Annotated in this window: 15 protein-coding genes and 1 other RNA gene; 6 read left to right on the top strand and 10 right to left on the bottom strand. The window is 61.4% G+C overall.

Annotated features, from left to right (window positions below; translation table 11 throughout):
• The 7 genes from ACOVRJ_RS02050 to gyrA form a co-directional block, all read right to left on the bottom strand.
• Positions 1-448 (bottom strand): S1 RNA-binding domain-containing protein (locus ACOVRJ_RS02050; protein ID WP_422042245.1); only part of this gene is annotated, 448 nt, incomplete at its 3' end.
• Between the two features lie 154 nt (positions 449-602).
• Positions 603-2,630, bottom strand: a complete 2,028-nt coding sequence (locus ACOVRJ_RS02045) for a bifunctional 3-phosphoshikimate 1-carboxyvinyltransferase/cytidylate kinase (RefSeq protein WP_422042244.1) — start codon at positions 2,628-2,630, stop codon at positions 603-605.
• A gap of 60 nt (positions 2,631-2,690) precedes the next feature.
• Positions 2,691-3,569, bottom strand: coding sequence for a prephenate dehydrogenase (locus tag ACOVRJ_RS02040; protein ID WP_339594736.1), 879 nt, complete (start codon positions 3,567-3,569; stop codon positions 2,691-2,693).
• A 7-nt stretch (positions 3,570-3,576) separates the two neighbouring features.
• A complete protein-coding gene (gene pheA, locus ACOVRJ_RS02035) occupies positions 3,577-4,698 on the bottom strand; it encodes a prephenate dehydratase (RefSeq protein ID WP_422042243.1) in 1,122 nt (373 codons plus the stop codon).
• The gene (gene serC, locus ACOVRJ_RS02030) at positions 4,691-5,812 is read right to left on the bottom strand and encodes a 3-phosphoserine/phosphohydroxythreonine transaminase (RefSeq protein WP_422042242.1); all 1,122 of its coding nucleotides are present in this window, start codon (positions 5,810-5,812) and stop codon (positions 4,691-4,693) included. The genes pheA and serC overlap by 8 nt, the downstream gene beginning before the upstream one ends.
• A 49-nt stretch (positions 5,813-5,861) precedes the next feature.
• Positions 5,862-6,467, bottom strand: a complete 606-nt coding sequence (locus ACOVRJ_RS02025; protein WP_422042241.1) for a DUF2059 domain-containing protein — start codon at positions 6,465-6,467, stop codon at positions 5,862-5,864.
• Positions 6,468-6,469: 2 nt separating this feature from the next.
• Positions 6,470-9,130, bottom strand: a complete 2,661-nt coding sequence (gene gyrA, locus ACOVRJ_RS02020; RefSeq protein ID WP_422042240.1) for a DNA gyrase subunit A — start codon at positions 9,128-9,130, stop codon at positions 6,470-6,472.
• A gap of 264 nt (positions 9,131-9,394) precedes the next feature.
• On the opposite strand from gyrA, the gene ompA reads away from it, so the two are divergent.
• From ompA to ACOVRJ_RS01995, 5 genes are all read left to right on the top strand, one after another.
• Positions 9,395-10,057, top strand: coding sequence for an outer membrane protein OmpA (gene ompA / locus ACOVRJ_RS02015; RefSeq protein WP_422042239.1), 663 nt, complete (start codon positions 9,395-9,397; stop codon positions 10,055-10,057).
• 126 nt (positions 10,058-10,183) lie between these two features.
• A complete protein-coding gene (gene ubiG, locus ACOVRJ_RS02010) occupies positions 10,184-10,885 on the top strand; it encodes a bifunctional 2-polyprenyl-6-hydroxyphenol methylase/3-demethylubiquinol 3-O-methyltransferase UbiG (protein WP_422042238.1) in 702 nt (233 codons plus the stop codon).
• The gene (gene gph, locus ACOVRJ_RS02005; protein WP_422042237.1) at positions 10,882-11,580 is read left to right on the top strand and encodes a phosphoglycolate phosphatase; all 699 of its coding nucleotides are present in this window, start codon (positions 10,882-10,884) and stop codon (positions 11,578-11,580) included. The genes ubiG and gph overlap by 4 nt, the downstream gene beginning before the upstream one ends.
• Positions 11,581-11,593: 13 nt before the next feature.
• Positions 11,594-11,965, top strand: a transfer-messenger RNA (tmRNA) gene (gene ssrA / locus ACOVRJ_RS02000).
• Between the two features lie 129 nt (positions 11,966-12,094).
• Positions 12,095-13,039 carry a DHH family phosphoesterase gene (locus tag ACOVRJ_RS01995; RefSeq protein WP_422042236.1) on the top strand — a complete coding sequence of 315 codons (945 nt, stop codon included), beginning with the start codon at positions 12,095-12,097 and terminating at the stop codon, positions 13,037-13,039.
• Between the two features lie 2 nt (positions 13,040-13,041).
• Here ACOVRJ_RS01995 and ACOVRJ_RS01990 read toward each other — a convergent pair whose 3' ends face one another.
• From ACOVRJ_RS01990 to ACOVRJ_RS01980, 3 genes are all read right to left on the bottom strand, one after another.
• Positions 13,042-13,605 carry a hypothetical protein gene (locus ACOVRJ_RS01990; protein ID WP_422042235.1) on the bottom strand — a complete coding sequence of 188 codons (564 nt, stop codon included), beginning with the start codon at positions 13,603-13,605 and terminating at the stop codon, positions 13,042-13,044.
• Positions 13,606-13,713: 108 nt separating this feature from the next.
• Positions 13,714-14,487: a hypothetical protein gene (locus ACOVRJ_RS01985; protein ID WP_422042234.1), complete on the bottom strand. Its 774-nt coding sequence runs from the start codon at positions 14,485-14,487 to the stop codon at positions 13,714-13,716.
• A 2-nt stretch (positions 14,488-14,489) separates the two neighbouring features.
• A complete protein-coding gene (locus tag ACOVRJ_RS01980; protein WP_422042233.1) occupies positions 14,490-15,470 on the bottom strand; it encodes a response regulator in 981 nt (326 codons plus the stop codon).
• A gap of 319 nt (positions 15,471-15,789) precedes the next feature.
• On the opposite strand from ACOVRJ_RS01980, the gene ACOVRJ_RS01975 reads away from it, so the two are divergent.
• Entirely contained in the window at positions 15,790-16,920 is a 1,131-nt protein-coding gene (locus ACOVRJ_RS01975) for an NAD(P)/FAD-dependent oxidoreductase (RefSeq protein WP_422042232.1), read from the top strand.
• Positions 16,921-16,942 lie beyond the last annotated feature (22 nt).

Genomic DNA, 16,942 nt, shown 5'->3' with positions numbered 1-16,942 from the left:
CCGGACGTGTGTCCAGCAGGGAACCCGGCAGGAAGGCGCGGATGCCGTTGACCAGAACGGTCAGGCCGCCCTTGACCTTGCCGGAAACGGTACCGGTCACGAAGTCGCCGGACTCCAGCGCGGTTTCCAGGCTCAGCCAGGAAGCCAGGCGCTTGGCCTTGTCGCGCGACAGGATGGTGTCGCCGTAGCCGTTTTCGATGGCGTCGATGGCCACGGAAACGAAGTCACCGATTTGAACTTCCAGCTCGCCCTGGTCGTTCTTGAATTCTTCGATTGGCACGTAGGACTCAGACTTGAGGCCTGCGTTCACGACGACGAAGCTGTGCTCGATGCGCACGACTTCGGCGGAAATCACTTCACCGGCGCGCAGGTCGGAGCGCTGCAGCGACTCCTCGAACATGGCGGCAAAAGAGCCGGCGGCGAAGGATGTGGTTTGGGTTTGGGACATGGTGTTTCCTGGCCAGCTGATCAAGGCGTTTGACCGGCGGACGATGGGTGCTGGGCCTTGCGGCTTCGCGGGTTAGGTTGTGGACAAGACCGGTCTTGGGGAACTGACGTTCGAATGGAAGACCGGTCCGGCGTGTTACTGAGTCTTTTGCAGATCAACGCTGGTCTGCAAACGGCCCCGCTTGAGCCCACCAAGCCAGCACCAAATCCTTTGATTCCTCAATGGACAGAGCCGAGTTGTCGAGCTCGCGCGCATCTGCGGCAGGGGCTAGGGGCGAGGCCTTGCGGGATTTGTCCTGCAAGTCACGCGCCTCCAAATCTTGACGCAAGCCCGCGATACTAGCCGAAATCCCCTTGGAAATCAATTGCTTGTAGCGGCGCTCGGCCCGCGTGGCGGCGCTTGCCGTGAGAAAAACCTTCAGTGGCGCATCGGGGAATACGGCCGTGCCCATATCGCGTCCATCGGCCACCAAGCCGGGCAGGCGGCGGTAATCCAGCTGCAATTGGTTCAGCGCGTGGCGCACTTCGGGGTGGGCGGCGACCTTGGAGGCCAAGAGGCCGGTGGTTTCCAGGCGCAGGGCCTCGGTGATGTCATCTTCGCCCAGGGTGACGCGGCCTTTGCGGAAGTGCAAGTCCAGGCGTGCGGCCACGGCGGCCACGGCTTGGCCGTCATCCAGATCGACCCCGGCCCGCTGCGCGGCCAGGCCGCTGGCGCGGTAGAGCATGCCGGAGTCCAGCACCACATAACCCAAGGCGTGGGCGACTTCATCGGCCAGGGTGCCCTTGCCGGAGGCGGTGGGTCCGTCGATGCAGATCACCGGGATGTCTTTGCTGCGGGCCTTGCTGACTTCGAACAGGGTTTCGAAATAGTCGGGGAAGGTCTTGGCCACGCAATGCGGCTCCAGAATCCGCACCGGCACCGAGGCGTGGGTTTTATCTGCCACCAGGCCGTTGAAAGCGGCGAGCGAGAAGCACATGGCGACGCGGTGATCGTCATAGGTATGGATGGCCGCAGCCCGCCAGGCCTTCAGCGGATGAATGCGCAGCCAGTCCGGGCCTTCCTCTACTTCAGCGCCGAGCTTGCGCAACTCGGTGGCCATGGCAGCGATGCGGTCGGTTTCCTTGACGCGCCAGCTGGCGATATTGCTCAGCAGCGTCGGTACATCGGCGTACAAGGCCATCACGGCCAAGGTCATGGCGGCGTCGGGAATGTGGTTGCAGTCCAGCTCGATGCCGCGCAAGGGCCAAGCACCGCGGCGCACTTCCAGCCAATTGGGCCCAGCTTCAACCTTGGCGCCCATGGCCTGGGCCGCTTCCACAAAGCGCACATCGCCTTGCAGCGAGGCGCTGCCCACACCTTCAATGCGCAGAGGGTTGTCGACGGCCGCCAAAGCACCTAGGGCCACAAAGTAAGAGGCCGAAGAGGCGTCCCCTTCCACATGCACCGTACCCGGTGAGCGATAGTGGCTGCCGGCGGGAATGGTGAAGCGCTGCCAACCCTCGCTCTGCACCTGGATGCCAAAGCGCTTCAAGAGCTCCAGCGTGATGTGGATATAGGGCTTGGAGATCAGCTCGCCGATGACCTCGATAACCACGTCTTGCTCGGTCGCAACCAGAGGCAGCGCCAGCAACAGCGCGGTTAGGAACTGGCTGGACACATCGCCGCGCACCTTGACGGGCTGGCTCAGGTCCAGGGCGGAAGGGCCACTCAATTTCAAGGGCGGATAACCTTCTTGGCCCAGGCAGTCGATCTTGCAGCCCAGCAAGCGCAGGGCATCGACCAAGTCGCCAATCGGCCGCTCGTGCATGCGTGCCACGCCGCTCAGTTCGAACTGGCCGCCTTGGGTGGCGGCCAACACTGCCAAAGCCGCTGTCAGCGGGCGCATGGCCGTGCCGGCATTGCCCAGGAACAGCTTGGCTTCATCAACGCTCAGGCGCCCGCCGATGCCGGTGACCCGCAGCTTGCCGTGATCCGAGGTTTCCAGATGGCAGCCCAGCGCCTTCAGCGAGTCCAGCATCACGGCGGTGTCATCGCTGTCGAGCAGATCGTGGACCTCGGTCACGCCTTCCGACAAGCCGGCCAGCAGCAAGACGCGGTTGGAGATGCTTTTGGAGCCGGGTAAGCGCACGGTGCCGGCCGCGCTGCGCAGCGGCGGGAGGTCGAGGAAAGGAATCTTGAACATGGTGTCAGCAAAAAAAGTTGCGGTAGAGGGCCGCGCGCGGCATGCGCCTGCGCTCTCGGTCTACTTGGGCTGGCGCGGTGCCGCCAATTGCCACTGGGCGCGGGCTTCCGAGATCAGTCGGATGCGGGCTTCCAGCGCTGCGGCGTCATCGTTTTTCAACAGCGCTTCGATGGCATCCAGTGCTTGTCGGAAGCGTTGCGACTGCACCAGTACCTCGGCCTTGTTGGCCATCAGGATGTCACGCCAGACCGAGGGTTCGCTCGCGGCGATGCGGGTGAAATCACGGAATCCCGGGCCCGCCAGGCTCAGGAAATCGCGGCCGGCCGGTTGTGCGGCGACCGATTGAAAGTAGGCAAAAGCCAGCAAATGCGGCAAATGGCTGACGGCGGCAAACGCGGTGTCGTGGTTCTCCGGCGTCATCTTCAAGACGCGGGCGCCGAGCGCCGACCAGACATCGGTGGCGCGTTGCACCAAACCTGCATCGGTCTGCGGCAGCGGGGTGAGGATGACCTGGCAGTCCTGGTACAGCGTCACATCGGCGTTTTGCACGCCGCCCGATTCCTTGCCGGTGATCGGGTGCGCCGGCACAAAGCCATTGATGTGCTTGCCCAGGGCGCGCTGCGCCGCGGCCACCACATCGCCCTTGGTCGAGCCCACGTCCATCACCAAGACCTTGGGCGTCACCAAATGGCGGATCGCTTTCAGCGTTGATTCGGTGGCCGAAACTGGTACCGCGATCAAGACAATGTCGGAGCCCGAAACGGCCAACAGCGCCGATTCAGCCGCCACATCAATGACGCCTAAGCGCTTGGCCATCTCGGTGGTGGAGGGCGACTTGCTGTAGCCGACCACGCGTTTGACCAGGCCGGCTTTCTTCAGCGCCAGGGCGAAGGAGCCGCCCATCAAGCCGCAGCCGATCACGCCAAGTTGGTCGAACATCGCCGGTCTATGCCTTCAGAGGGTAGGAGCCAATGACCTTGAAAAAGGCGCTCAGCTCGCGCAGTTCGGTCAGAGCCGCGGCCACATGGGGCTGCGTGGGGTGGCCGTCCAGATCGATGTAGAAATAGTAATCCCACTGGCCGGTGCGCGCCGGGCGCGACTCCAGGCGTGTCATCGAAACGCCATGGGTCTTCAGCGGCACCAGCAGATCATGCATGGCGCCGGGCTTGTTGGGCACCGACACGATCAGGCTGGTGCAGTCATTGCCGGTGGCGGGCGGCGTGGCCATGGTTTGCGGCAGGCAGATGACGGCAAAACGCGTGCGGTTGTAGGCCTCGTCCTGGATGGCGTGGGCGGCGATGTGCAGGCCAAAAATAGTGGACGCGCGTTCGCTGGCGATCGCGGCCCACGCCGGGTTGGTGGCCGCGAGGCGCGCACCTTCGGCATTGCTGGAAACAGCGCGACGCTCGGCATTGGGCAGATGCTTGGCCAGCCAGTTCTGGCATTGGGCCAGCGCCTGCGGATGGGCCAGCACGGCTTCAACACCGTCCAAGGAATTGTCCAGCCGCATCAGGTTGTGGCGGATCAGCAGGCTGACCTCGCCGACCACATGGGTGGGCGTGTGCAAGAACAAGTCGAGCGAGCGGGTCACCACGCCTTCGGTCATGTTCTCCACGCCGACCACGCCGTACTGGGCGCTGCCGCTGGCTGTGGCATGGAAGACTTCGTCGAAGCTGTTGCAGTAAATCAGGTCGGCGGCGCCGCCGAAATACTCGATGGCGGCCTGCTCGCAAAACGTGCCCAGCGGCCCCAGCACGGCGACTCGCTGAGGTGACTCCAGCGCCAAGCAGGCGGACATGATCTCGCGCCAGATGGCGGCCACATGTTCGTCCTTCAGCGGGCCTTTGTTGGCGGTCTTGATCTTTTCGATCACCTGCGCCACACGGTCCGGGCGGAAGAAGGGCGAGCCTTCGCGGCGCTTGATTTCGCCGACTTGCTCGGCCACATGGGCGCGGTCGTTCAGCAGGGTCAGGAGTTGCGCGTCCAGCGCATCAATCTGCTGGCGCAGGGCGAGGAGTTCAGGAGCTGCGGTGCTGACGCCCGCGCTGTCAGCTGGTTTCTCAGCCATATTGGGTCTCAAAGTCCTTCAGATAGGCCACCAAGGCCTGCACGCCTTCAAGAGGCATGGCGTTGTAGATCGATGCGCGCATGCCGCCCACGGACTTGTGGCCCTTGAGTTGCAGCAGCTGTCTCTCTTTCGCTCCGGTCAGGAGGGCTTGAGTGAGGGTGTCGGTATTGAATGCGCCGCGCAGGTAGAAGGGCACATTCATGCGCGAGCGGCAGTCGGCCGCCACGCGGTTTTCAAACAGGGGCGAGGCGTCCAGCGCCGCGTACAGCAGCTGCGCCTTGTCGATATTGCGTTGTTCAATGGCGGCCAAACCGGTCTTGCCGGCATAGCTGAAGGCCTTCAGCCACTTGAACACCAGGCCGGCCACATAGATGCCAAAGGTGGGCGGCGTGTTGTACATGGACTTGGCTTCGGCCACCGTCTTGAAGTCAAAGGCCGAGGGGCAGATGCTCAGGGCGTGGCCCATCAAGTCTTCCCGCACAAAGACCAAGGTCAGGCCGGCGGGGCCAATGTTTTTCTGCGCGCCGCCGAAAGCCAGGCCGACACGCGACCAATCAATGGGGCGAGACAGTTGCTGCGATGAGCAGTCGATCACCAGCGGCGCATCGTTGCCCAAGGCTTTCAGGTCGGGGAGTTCATGGAACTCCACGCCGTCGATGGTTTCGTTGGAGCACAAGTGCACATAGGCTGCATCCTTGCGCAACTGCCAAGTGCTGGCAGCGGGCAGGGCGGTGTAGCGGCTGCTTGCGCCGTCGGCCGCCACATGGACGTCGGCATAACGGCGTGCTTCCTGGGCGCTTTTCTTCGACCAGGAACCGCTGACGACCACATCGACCTTGCCGCCGCGCGACAAATTCATCGGCACGATGGCGTTCTCGGCCAAGCCGCCGCCTTGCATGAACAAGATGCGGAAATTGGCCGGCACCTGCAGCAGCTCGCGCAGATCGCGCTCGGCCGCTTCGGCGATCGAGGTGAACTCGGCGCCCCGGTGGCTCATCTCCATCACGCTCATGCCCGAGCCTTGCCAGTCCAACATTTCGGCGGCGACTTGCTGCAGAACTTCTTCAGGTAATGCGGCAGGGCCGGCAGAAAAATTGAACGGGCGCTGGCTCATTGGTTCAAAGCTGAGTGGGCGGGAGGAGTTTGGCGTCGATCGCGCTGACTTACTTCTTCGGTGCTGGCGCGGGGGCTGCTGGGGTCGCGGCTGCAGGCTTGGGCGTGATGCCCAAGTTCTTGGCCGTGGCTTGCTGCAGGGTCTTGAATTTCGCGTCCAAACCTGGGCCGGCCTCAGCCATCATTTTCTGGGCCAAGGCGTTTTGCATCTCGGGGCTGATTTGCTGGTACTTCTTGCTGACCGGGCTGTCCAACCAAGCGACGATTTGCTTGAGCTCTTCTTCGCTGAACTTCTCGTCCAAGATCGGACCCCAGGTGGCTGCGGACAGTTTGGAACCCTTGTCCTTCATCACCGGCAAGGCTTCGTCAACGAACTTGCGCACATCGGCCTCGATGGCCTTGGCCACAGCCTCCCGCTTGTCAGCCGGAACCTGGCTTTGCAGGGCCTGACCCGCACCTTGCATCATCTGGCCCACCGGCTGCTGAATCAGCATGCGGGCGATGTTCTCAACGCCCGGCTGTTGCAGCTGGATCATCTTGGCGATCAGCTCCTTCTTGGCGGCGCTGGGAGCGGGCGTCGAAGCGCCTTGCGCGAAGGACGTGCCGGCACACGCAATCAGAGTTGCGGCGGCCAAAATCTTCAGGGACTTGTTCAAGCTCATTCCTTGTTAGCGTCATCGGCAGCACCGGGATCAGTGCCTTCTTCGTTCGGGGTTTCGGCGTCGGCCGAGCCTTCGTTGGCATCGTTTTCGACGATGCGTTGCAGGCCGGACAGTTTAGAGCCGTCGTCCAGTGCGATCAGGGTCACGCCTTGGGTGGCACGGCCCAGTTCACGGATCTCGGAGACGCGGGTGCGAACCAGCACGCCGCGATCGGTGATCAGCATGATTTCGTCGTCCGGGCGCACCAGCGTTGCGGCCACCACGCGACCATTGCGCTCGCTTTGTTGGATGGCGATCATGCCCTTGGTGCCGCGGCCGTGGCGGGTGTACTCAAGGATGTTGGTGCGCTTGCCAAAGCCGTTCTCGGTGGCGGTCAGCACGCTTTGCGATTCATCTTCGGCCACCAGCATGGCGATCAGGCGCTGCTCGGGCTCGAGCATCATGCCGCGCACGCCACGGGCCTGACGGCCCATCGGACGCACATCGTCTTCGTCGAAACGAACCGCCTTGCCGCCGTCGCTGAACAGCATCACATCGTGTTTGCCGTCGGTCAGCGCCGCGCCGATCAGGAAGTCGCCTTCGTCCAAGTCCACGGCGATGATGCCGGCCTTGCGTGGGTTGCTGAAGTCCTTCAACGAGGTCTTCTTGACGGTACCCAGGGCTGTAGCCATGAAGATGAAATGATCTTCCGGGAAGACGCGGAACTCGCCGGTCAGCGGCAGCACCACGGTGATCTTCTCGTCCTGCTGCAGCGGGAACATGTTCACGATGGGCTTGCCGCGCGAGGCGCGCGAGCCCTGCGGCACTTCCCAAACCTTCAGCCAGTAGACGCGACCGCGATTCGAGAAGCACAGAATCCAGTCGTGCGTGTTGGCGATGAAGAGCTGGTCGATCCAGTCGTCATCCTTGGTCTGCGTGGCTTGCTTGCCGCGACCGCCGCGTTTTTGTGCGCGGTATTCGCTCAGCGCCTGGCTCTTGATGTAGCCGGTGTGGGAGAGCGTCACCACCATATCGGTCGGGGTGATCAGGTCTTCGGTGCCGAGTTCTTGCGCGTTCGGCTCGATGGTGCTGCGGCGCGCGCCAATCTTGGTCTGTCCGAATTCTTGGCGAATGTGGGTCAGCTCTTCGCCAATGATGGCAGTGACGCGCTCCGGGCGGGCCAGGATGTCCAGCAGATCGGCGATCTGCGCCATGACTTCCTTGTACTCGCTGACGATCTTGTCTTGCTCTAGACCGGTCAGGCGCTGCAGACGCATCTGCAGGATTTCGCTGGCTTGGTCGTCCGACAGGCGATAGAGACCATCGGTCTGCATACCAAACGCAGCGGGCAAGCCTTCGGGGCGGAAGGCGTTGCGGCCACCAGGCGTGTCGCCCTCGGCGCGCACCAACATTTCGCGCACGAGCGAAGAGTCCCAGCTCTTGCTCATCAGGGCGAGCTTGGCGACCGGTGGGGTTGGCGAGTTCTTGATGGTGGCAATGAACTCGTCGATATTGGCCATGGCCACGGCCAGGCCTTCCAGCACATGGCCGCGCTCGCGGGCCTTGCGCAGATTGAAGACCGTGCGGCGGGTCACGACCTCGCGGCGGTGCTCCAAGAAGACCGTGATCAGGTCCTTCAGATTGCACAGCTTCGGTTGCCCGTCCACCAGGGCCACCATATTCATACCGAAGGTGTCTTGCAGCTGCGTCTGCTTGTACAGATTGTTCAGCACCACCTCGGGCACTTCACCGCGCTTGAGCTCGATCACCACCCGCATGCCGGACTTGTCCGACTCGTCCTGGATGTGGCTGATGCCTTCGATCTTCTTCTCATGCACCAACTCGGCAATGCGCTCGAGCAGGGTCTTTTTGTTGACCTGATAAGGAATCTCGTCAACGATGATGGCCTGGCGTTGGCCACGGTCGATGTCCTCGAAATGCACCTTGGCGCGCATCACCACCTTGCCGCGACCGGTGCGGTAGCCGTCGCGCGCGCCGGTCAGGCCGTAGATGATGCCGGCGGTCGGGAAGTCAGGCGCGGGGATGATTTCCATCAACTCATCGACGCTGGCTTCGGGGTTCTTCAATGCATGCAAGCAAGCATCGACGACCTCATTGAGGTTGTGCGGCGGGATGTTGGTGGCCATGCCCACCGCAATACCGGTCGATCCATTCACCAGCAAGTTGGGAATACGCGCCGGTAGCACCAAGGGCTCTTTTTCGGAGCCGTCGTAGTTCGGTCCGAAATTGACGGTTTCCTTGTCAATATCGGCCAGCATTTCGTGGGCGATTTTGTCCAGGCGGATTTCGGTGTATCGCATGGCCGCGGCGTTATCGCCGTCGACCGAACCGAAGTTACCCTGGCCGTCAACCAACATATGGCGCAGCGAAAAGTCTTGCGCCATACGCACGATGGTGTCGTACACCGCGCTATCACCGTGTGGGTGATATTTACCAATCACATCGCCAACGATACGGGCCGACTTTTTATAGGGCCGGTTCCAATCGTTATTGAGTTCGTGCATCGAAAAGAGCACGCGGCGGTGTACGGGCTTGAGGCCGTCGCGGGCGTCAGGCAGTGCACGGCCAACAATCACGCTCATGGCGTAATCGAGATATGAACGCCGCATTTCCTCTTCGAGGCTGATGGGCAAAGTTTCCTTGGCGAACTGGGTCATGCGCTTGTGCTCGGCTCTCACCCATCAGGTGGGCCTGCATCGTTGAGGACTGGAAATAGGATTCTAAGCGGCGCTGGCTGTAGCAGCCGCGCAACAAAGCTGAGATCAGAGTCGCGAAGCCCCGCCACAATACGAAGTTATCGGTGCCCTATGGCACAATCGATGAGTCCCTAGGAGAAACCCGCATGCAGGGTTTTTCTAAGGTTTTTTGTTCAAGTACTGGGCAATCGCAGGGCAACTGCGGCATTCCTTGAGAGGAGAATCATGAAGAAATTGAACCAAGTGGCGTCGCTTATCTCCGTCGCCGCAGTCGCTGCCTTCGCTTCGTCTGGCGCGTTCGCACAGACCGTTGACAACTGGCGCGCGACCGACGGTACCGTTTGGAAGAACGGCACGAACGAACTGTGCTGGCGCGATGCCAACTGGACCCCGGCAACTGCAGCTGCAGAATGCGATGGCGCGCTGAAGCCAGCTCCTAAGGCTGCTCCTGCTCCCGCCCCGGCTCCTGCTCCTGCTGTGGCCCCTCCTGCAGCGCCTAAGCCGATCGTTGTGCCTCCGAAGCCTGTGAGCGAGAAGGTGACCTTCGCCGCTGACGCATTCTTTGACTTCGACAAGGCAGTCCTGAAGAAGGAAGCCAAGGCCAAGTTGGACGACCTGTACAGCAAGACCAGCGGTCTGAATCTGGAAGTCATCATCGCTGTTGGCCACACCGACTCGGTGGGTAGCGATGATTACAACCAGAAGCTGTCGGTCCGCCGCGCTGAAGCCGTCAAGGCCTATCTGGTGAGCAAGGGTGCTGAGAAGAACCGTGTTTACACCGAAGGCAAGGGCGAGAAGGCTCCTGTTGCTGACAACAAGACTTCTGAAGGCCGCGCCAAGAACCGCCGCGTGGAAATCGAAGTGGTCGGCACACGCGCCAGCAAGTAATCAGGGGTCAAGCGCTTCGGCGCTTGCCGTACTGGCTACCGAAATTGCCAAAAAGCCCCGCCCGTGCGGGGCTTTTTTTGTTTTTGCAAGCCTTCTTGCGACTCCAACTTTTCATTGCCTTCCGCCATGACCAACGCTGACCCTCAAGAACTCGCCAAATTTGGTGATTTGGCCCACCGCTGGTGGGATACCGAGAGCGAATTCAAGCCGCTGCATCAGATCAATCCGCTGCGTTTGGATTGGCTGTCCAGCCTGTGCCCGCTGGTGGGCAAGCAGGTGCTTGACGTGGGCTGCGGCGGCGGCATTTTGTCGGACTCGATGGCGCGCCGCGGCGCCCAGGTCCTGGGCATTGATTTGGCGACCAAGGCGCTGCGCGTGGCCCAGTTGCATGCCATGGAAGCGGGCACCGAGGGCGTGGAATACCGAGAAATCGCCGTCGAGGCTTTGGCCTTGGAGCGACCCGCTTCCTTCGATGTCGTGACCTGCATGGAAATGCTGGAGCATGTGCCTGACCCAGCCTCGGTGGTGCGGGCTCTTGGTGAACTCGTCAAGCCGGGCGGCTGGGTGTTCTTGTCCACTTTGAATCGCAATCTCAAGTCCTTCCTGTTCGCCATCGTCGGTGCGGAGTACTTGTTGAAGATGATTCCGGCCGGCACCCATGAGTACGCGCGTTTCCTGCGCCCCTCGGAGTTGGCGCAGTTCAGCCGCGACGCCGGCCTGGAACTGCACTCCAGCCGCGGTTTGAGCTACAACCCGCTGACCCAGCGCTATTCGATGGGTGCCGACACCGACGTCAACTATCTGCTGGCCTGCCGTAAACCGCTATGAACTTGACGGCATCGGAGTCTGTGCTCGAACTGCGTTCCGGCGTTCGTGCGGTCTTGTTCGACCTGGACGGGACCTTGGTCGATAGCGCTCCCGATTTGGCGGGTGCCGCCAATGAAATGCGCCTGATGCGCGGCCTGCCGGCGCTGGACTTGGCGCAGTTGCGGCCCATGGTCGGCGCTGGTGCTCGGGGCATGCTGGGGGTGGCTTTGCAAATTCGCCCGGAGGATGCGCAGTACGAAGCCTTGAAAGACGAGTTTCTGAGTCGCTACGAGGCCCGTCTGTCCCTGGAAACTCGCCTGTTTCAAGATGTGCAGACCCTGCTCGATGCCTTGGTCGCAGCCGATATGGCCTGGGGCATTGTGACCAACAAGGCCGAGCGCTTTGCACTGCCACTGACGCGGGCTTTGGGTTTGCACGACTCGGCTCGAGCTGTGGTCGGCGGAGACACGACGCCACATGCCAAGCCGCATCCAGCGCCATTGCTAGAGGCCGCCAAGCGCGCTGGCGTCGCTCCCGAGCAATGTGTCTACGTCGGTGACGACGAGCGCGACATCGTGGCTGGCCGCGCGGCGGGTATGCGCACCGTGGCTGCAGCCTGGGGATACCTGGGAAATGGCAAGCCGATCGAAGAATGGCGAGCAGATATTGTTCTTTCTTCGCCTGCGCAGCTCTTGCAAGTGCTCGGACTGCCCTAAAATATCCAGTTCTGGGACCGACCAGGTTTCGACGTGGGTGCGGATCCGGAGTAGGGCATGTCGAGCACCAGTTCGCTCGTAAAACCACTGGAAACAAAGTAACTGCAAACGACTCTACGTTCGCACTCGCCGCTTAATTGCGCGTGAGCTTCTCAACGGTTGGCCAATGGGCCGGGCTTAAGTCGCAAGACGGACAGCTGAGAAGTCATTCACATTGGCTGGTTTCTTGCCGGGTCACTCGGTAGGGAACAAGATTTAGTGACTGGCGGGAAGGATAGCGTGCCACTGCGCGATTCAACCGTGAGATTCAAATCAGCCGGCTAAACATGTAGATCTGCCCGGTGATGGCTTGCGGACGGGGGTTCAATTCCCCCCGGTTCCACCACCATTGCAAACTCTGCCCAGCGGCAGAGGCCTCCATCAAAAAGCCCTAAGTTTTCAAACACTTAGGGCTTTTTTCTTGTTCAATACGACAGCTGGCGTTTGTGTCCAGTTCTCAATATTCCGGTGCGATATGAAAACCATTCTTCCATTGCAATTGCTGGTAGCACCGTCCAAGACAGATCCGCAACCTTTGATTCTGTACCACGGCAAGGGTTGCTCGGATGGTTTTGCTGCGGCCTTGGCGGCGTGGCTTTACTACCAGGGGCAAGCCGAATTTGTCGGTTTGGATCACGGGCAGGTCCAAGGTTTGGCCGATCTACCTCCAGTTGCTGGACGGGCGGTGTACATCCTTGATTTCTCATTCCCGCAAGAGATTTTGAGCGCCATGGAAGAGGCGGGTGCGGCCAAACTGGTGCTGCTGGACCATCACAAAAGCGCGGCCGAAAAGCTCACCGGCTTTGCCTGCCGTTGTGGCGTTTTGCATTTCGACATGAGCAAGTCCGGGGCTCGATTGGCCTGGGAGTTTTTCCATCCGGAGACTGAGGTGCCCGCTTTGGTGCGCTACATCGAAGACCGTGACATCTGGGCGTGGCAGTATCCCGAGAGTGGCGCCTTCTTGTCGGCTTTGGATATGGAAGACAAAGACTTTGTTCGCTGGCAAGCCTTGGCGGAATTCAGTCCTGAGCAGCTCACGGCCTTCATGGCGCGCGGCGCGGCCATGGATGAAAAGTACCGCAAGCTTTGCGCCGATCTGGCCGAGGGCGCGCAAGCGCTCAGCTTCAATGGCGTTGAGGGCTTGATGGTCAATGCCCCAGGTATGTTCCACAGCCTGGTGGGCGACATCTTGTCCGCCAAGTCGGGCACCTTTGCTTTGATGTGGAGTGCAGGGCAGGGCGGGGCGGTGAAGTGCGGGCTGCGCTCACAGAGCAGTTTTGATTGCATCGCGCTGGCGGAGAGCATGGGCGGCGGCGGTCATGCGCAGGCCTGCGGATTCAGGATGGGTGTTGAGCGCCTGCCCGAGCTTTTGAGTGGGCGTTTTGAGGCGCTAAGCGCGGCGCCAAAGACCAGCGTCTGACTTTATTTGTCGAAGGTCAGCCATTCACTTGGAATGACCTTGATGGCCGCCAGGCACTTGCCCTTGGCGTCGGTGAACTTGTTCAACTCGCCCACTTCGCAGCGATCCGCGCCGTGCACTTGCAAGCGAGCAATATCCCAGCAAGCAATGCCATTGAACTGCACTGACCTGCTGCGCACCTCGCTGGGCTTGACCCAGGCGAAGCTGGTCAGCTGGGTTGAGTGAATCAGGCCGTTGGCGCGGTAGGCGGAAAAGTCGGGCACCAAATTGCGCAGCTCAAAGGGCAGCTTGTTGGCGAGTTTCAGCTCGAAGGTGCAGCCGCCCGGGCTTTCCGTGCGTCGGGTCAACTCCAACTCCAGCATATCGTCGAGTTTGACCTCGGCTTTTTTGTCCTCGGCTTCTTCATCGGCCTTGTTTGCCGCACCGACAAAGCGCCAAGTCCCGTTGTCCTTCAACAGGATGCGGCGGCCCTTTTTGTCGACCAGTTCGAAATCAGCACGCGCGGGCGCGGAGACTGCGCAGGCCAAGGCCAGCAGCCCAAGGCTGAGAAGAACGTTGCGACGCATGCTTGGATTCCTTAGCAGATGAGTGAGGTCTGATGATGTGGCCTTGTGTGCTGGCCCGGGCAAGGTATGAGCAGATGCCGCGCATACCGGAGCGCATTGTGCCGCCAATCACTTGGCGCTCGCCAATGCTTCCTGGTGTTGTGTGCGCTCTTGACGATCCAGCCGCAGTAAATGCTCTTCAATGAAGTCTTTTTCGATCAGGCTGCGTTCCAGGCGGCCTTCCAAGGTTTGCAATTGTTTGCGTAGCTTTTGGAGTTGGCTTTCGCCGTCCTCGCTGCGCTGCAAAGCTTCTTGCAACTGAGCTTGCGCATGCTGCAGCAGTTGGCGTTCGTGGCGGCTGGGCTCTGCGCGAGTCTCGGCGCTGTGGCTGGATCGGGCGCGTGCGTGATGCAGTTGGCGTTCGGCTTCTTGTTGGCGCTGTAGCGCTGTTGCCAACTGATCTTGCAGGCGACGGCGTTGCTGCAAGACCCTGTCCAATTCCACTTGGTGCAGTCGTCGCCATTCGGCATAAGCCTCGGGCTGAAGGCTGGCCGGCGATTCGAGCGGACGCAGCATTTGCAGGTCCGGTTCGGGGCCAAGTTCGCTCGGTGATGCGGTGTCCCAGTCGCTTCTGGAGGCTTCAAATGATTCGCTTTGCCCGTTGCGTTGCCACAGGCGCATGCGCTCGGCGCGCTCCATCAAGCGCGCCAGATCCCGGGCCACGCTTTTCAGTTCTCGGCCGCTGTCTCGGGTGTCATTCAAGGCTCTGACGATGAACTGCTGGCGGCGTTGCTCATGTGCGTTCATGCGCAGATAGCTGGCCACCGACACCACGATGAAGATCGCATTGGCGCACAGCACGGCAATGCTGGCGAAGTCCTCCAGAGTCATCGACAGATTCATGCTCAGACCGCTAACATAAAGCTCAGACGGGCTTCACCGTGCACACCGAGGGCATGAATACGCAGATGCAGATCGGTGCGCCCGGCGTTGTTCTCGGTCAGGCTGGCAAGTCGGTCCAGTGGCTGACTGGACAAGCGCGCGGTGTTCAGTGATGGCTCATCGCTCGGGCTGCGCTTCTTGAGAAAAGGGCCCATGGCGCGCATGAAACGGGTCGCTTGCTCGATCTGTCGGGCACTGGGCTTACCCGCCTCGCGGGTGGATTGCATCTCTTGCTGACTGCATCCGGCGGCCAAGCCGCCCAGCATCCAGCACGCGGGAAAGTCGAGCAGGCCGACGGCATACACCCCTTTGCGCCCCGCGCTGCCGTACAGCGCAATCAGCTGCGGACTCTTCTGCACAAAGGACTCTCGGCTGTCAGCGCGAATCAGGTCGAAGCCTCGCATGCCCAGGTGGGCAAACAAGGCCTGCTGAGCCTGCGCCAGGGATTCGATGGCGGGATGATCGGGTGCCTGTGTTTGCGATCGCGTTGATGCAGGCATCGGCTTGGGCTTGCTGGAACCCAGGCCGAGAGATGCGTTGTTCAAAGTGCTGCGCCCTAAGCCCAGCGCGACCGCATCACGCAAGGCTTGGTTGTCGAAAGGTTTGTTCAGCACGAACAAGGCGCCATTGCTGCGCGCTTGCGCCTGGCATTCGGTGGCGCGGTCGGTGGTCACGAAACCCACGGCCACATCGTTGTGTCCGGTTTGGCGCAGCGCTTGCAGCAATTCGATGCCTGAAACCCCGGGCATATGCCAATCGGACAAGACCAGATCAGGCTTGAAAGCCTGTACCTTGTCCAAAGCCTCGGCCCCATCATTGGCGGTTTGGAAATCCAGTTGGCCGAGCTCCTCGCATTCCAACACCCTGCGGATGATGGCCTGGATAGCTCGACTGTCGTCGACGATCAGGATGCGTTTGCCGACCTCATTGGTACTAGCAGACATGATTCAGCCCCCGGCAGCCATGGTGACACCATGACGCTTTGTTCTTTTTTCAATTGGCTCCCTGTCCACCGCATCGCTTTTGGCGATGGGCTTGGATGGCCCATGACTGCTGGGCTCGATGGCTGCGGAGTTTCAGGGCTGGTTCTGGTCTTGATGCGTGGAAAAGAGTGGGCTTCACCGCCCATTTCGGTGGCAAGCCGGGGTGATGTGCGCTGTTCGCGCACAAGTTGGCAAAAAGCTGCGGCTTGGGCCGCACCACACGAGCGGCCGAACCAGCACTTCTGACGGGGCTTTGTTGTTTGCCTCGCACAATAGGGGCATGGAAACTGTGGATGCTGTTGTGATCGGCGCAGGGGTGGTGGGCCTTGCGGTGGGGCGCGCTTTGGCGCGGCTTGGCTTGGAGACTGTGGTGCTGGAGAAGGAGTCGGGCATTGGCCGCGGCGTCAGTTCGCGCAGCAGTGAAGTGATTCATGCGGGGCTCTACTACCCCGCCGGCTCCCTGAAGGCGAGGCTGTGCGTCGAAGGTCGTGCCCGGCTGTATGACTACTGCGAAGCCCACCAAGTCCCTTATCGGCGCTGCGGCAAGCTGGTGGTGGCCACCGAAACCTCTCAATTGCCGGGCTTGCAAGCCTTGGCCGCTAGGTCCTTGGTCAATGGCGTGGACGATCTGCGCTGGCTGAGTGCCGACGAGGCGCAGGCGCTGGAGCCGGCCTTGCGGTGTCAGGCCGCCTTGCTGTCCCCGTCCACCGGCATCGTGGACAGCCATGCCTTGATGCTCTCATTGCAAGGAGGGTTGGAAGCGGCAGGTGGGAGCTTGGCCCTGTGCTCCAGCGTACAAAGCCTGCGGCAGGAGCAGGGGGCTTGGGTCGTGACGGTGTATTCGGACGGTGTCGAGATGACCTTGCGGGCGCGGCGGGTCATCAATGCGGCGGGGCTCAGCGCCGCGCAACTGACCCGGCAGATCGAGGGCCTTGGCCCGGCCCACCGACCCGAGGCCTTCTTCAGCAAGGGTTGCTACTTTGCGTTGGCCGGTCGCTCACCCTTTGATCGGCTGATTTATCCCTTGCCCCAAGATGCTTGGTTGGGTGTTCATTTGACGCTGGACTTGGCCGGTCAGGCTCGTTTTGGGCCAGACGCGCGTTGGATTGAATCCGCCCATGCGCAGGCTGAGGCCTTCGACTATCAGGTCGAGCCCGAGCGCGCAGAGGCTTTTTATTCCGATGTGCGGCGCTATTGGCCCGGGCTGCCCGACGGGGCTTTGCAGCCGGCCTACAGCGGTATACGGCCGAAGATTCACGGGCCGAACCAGCCCGCGCCAGACTTTCGTATCGATGGGCCGGCCCAACATGGTCTTGCGGGCTTGGTGAATCTTTTGGGTATCGAGTCACCCGGCCTGACCAGTTGCCTGGCATTGGCCGAGGAGGTCGCGGCCCGGCTTGACTTGCACTGAGGCGAGTCAGCCCGGGCAAGCT

Origin of the sequence: Roseateles sp., assembly GCF_049240545.1 — a bacterium.
Classification (GTDB): Bacteria; Pseudomonadota; Gammaproteobacteria; order Burkholderiales; family Burkholderiaceae_C; genus Paucibacter_A.
The sequence above is the reverse complement of the archived record's forward strand: the minus strand, read 5'-3'. Positions and strand labels throughout refer to the sequence as shown.

Excerpts from the sequence above, each read along its gene's own strand:
- ACOVRJ_RS02040 (WP_339594736.1), bottom strand. The coding sequence starts at position 3,569 with ATGTTCGACCAACTTGGCGTGATCGGCTGCGGCTTGATGGGCGGCTCC.
- ACOVRJ_RS01985 (WP_422042234.1), bottom strand. The coding sequence starts at position 14,487 with ATGAATCTGTCGATGACTCTGGAGGACTTCGCCAGCATTGCCGTGCTG.
- serC (WP_422042242.1), bottom strand. The coding sequence starts at position 5,812 with ATGAGCCAGCGCCCGTTCAATTTTTCTGCCGGCCCTGCCGCATTACCT.
- gyrA (WP_422042240.1), bottom strand. The coding sequence starts at position 9,130 with ATGACCCAGTTCGCCAAGGAAACTTTGCCCATCAGCCTCGAAGAGGAA.
- gph (WP_422042237.1), top strand. The coding sequence starts at position 10,882 with ATGAACTTGACGGCATCGGAGTCTGTGCTCGAACTGCGTTCCGGCGTT.
- ubiG (WP_422042238.1), top strand. The coding sequence starts at position 10,184 with ATGACCAACGCTGACCCTCAAGAACTCGCCAAATTTGGTGATTTGGCC.
- ACOVRJ_RS01990 (WP_422042235.1), bottom strand. The coding sequence starts at position 13,605 with ATGCGTCGCAACGTTCTTCTCAGCCTTGGGCTGCTGGCCTTGGCCTGC.
- pheA (WP_422042243.1), bottom strand. The coding sequence starts at position 4,698 with ATGGCTGAGAAACCAGCTGACAGCGCGGGCGTCAGCACCGCAGCTCCT.
- ompA (WP_422042239.1), top strand. The coding sequence starts at position 9,395 with ATGAAGAAATTGAACCAAGTGGCGTCGCTTATCTCCGTCGCCGCAGTC.
- ACOVRJ_RS01975 (WP_422042232.1), top strand. The coding sequence starts at position 15,790 with ATGGAAACTGTGGATGCTGTTGTGATCGGCGCAGGGGTGGTGGGCCTT.
- ACOVRJ_RS01980 (WP_422042233.1), bottom strand. The coding sequence starts at position 15,470 with ATGTCTGCTAGTACCAATGAGGTCGGCAAACGCATCCTGATCGTCGAC.
- ACOVRJ_RS01995 (WP_422042236.1), top strand. The coding sequence starts at position 12,095 with ATGAAAACCATTCTTCCATTGCAATTGCTGGTAGCACCGTCCAAGACA.
- ACOVRJ_RS02045 (WP_422042244.1), bottom strand. The coding sequence starts at position 2,630 with ATGTTCAAGATTCCTTTCCTCGACCTCCCGCCGCTGCGCAGCGCGGCC.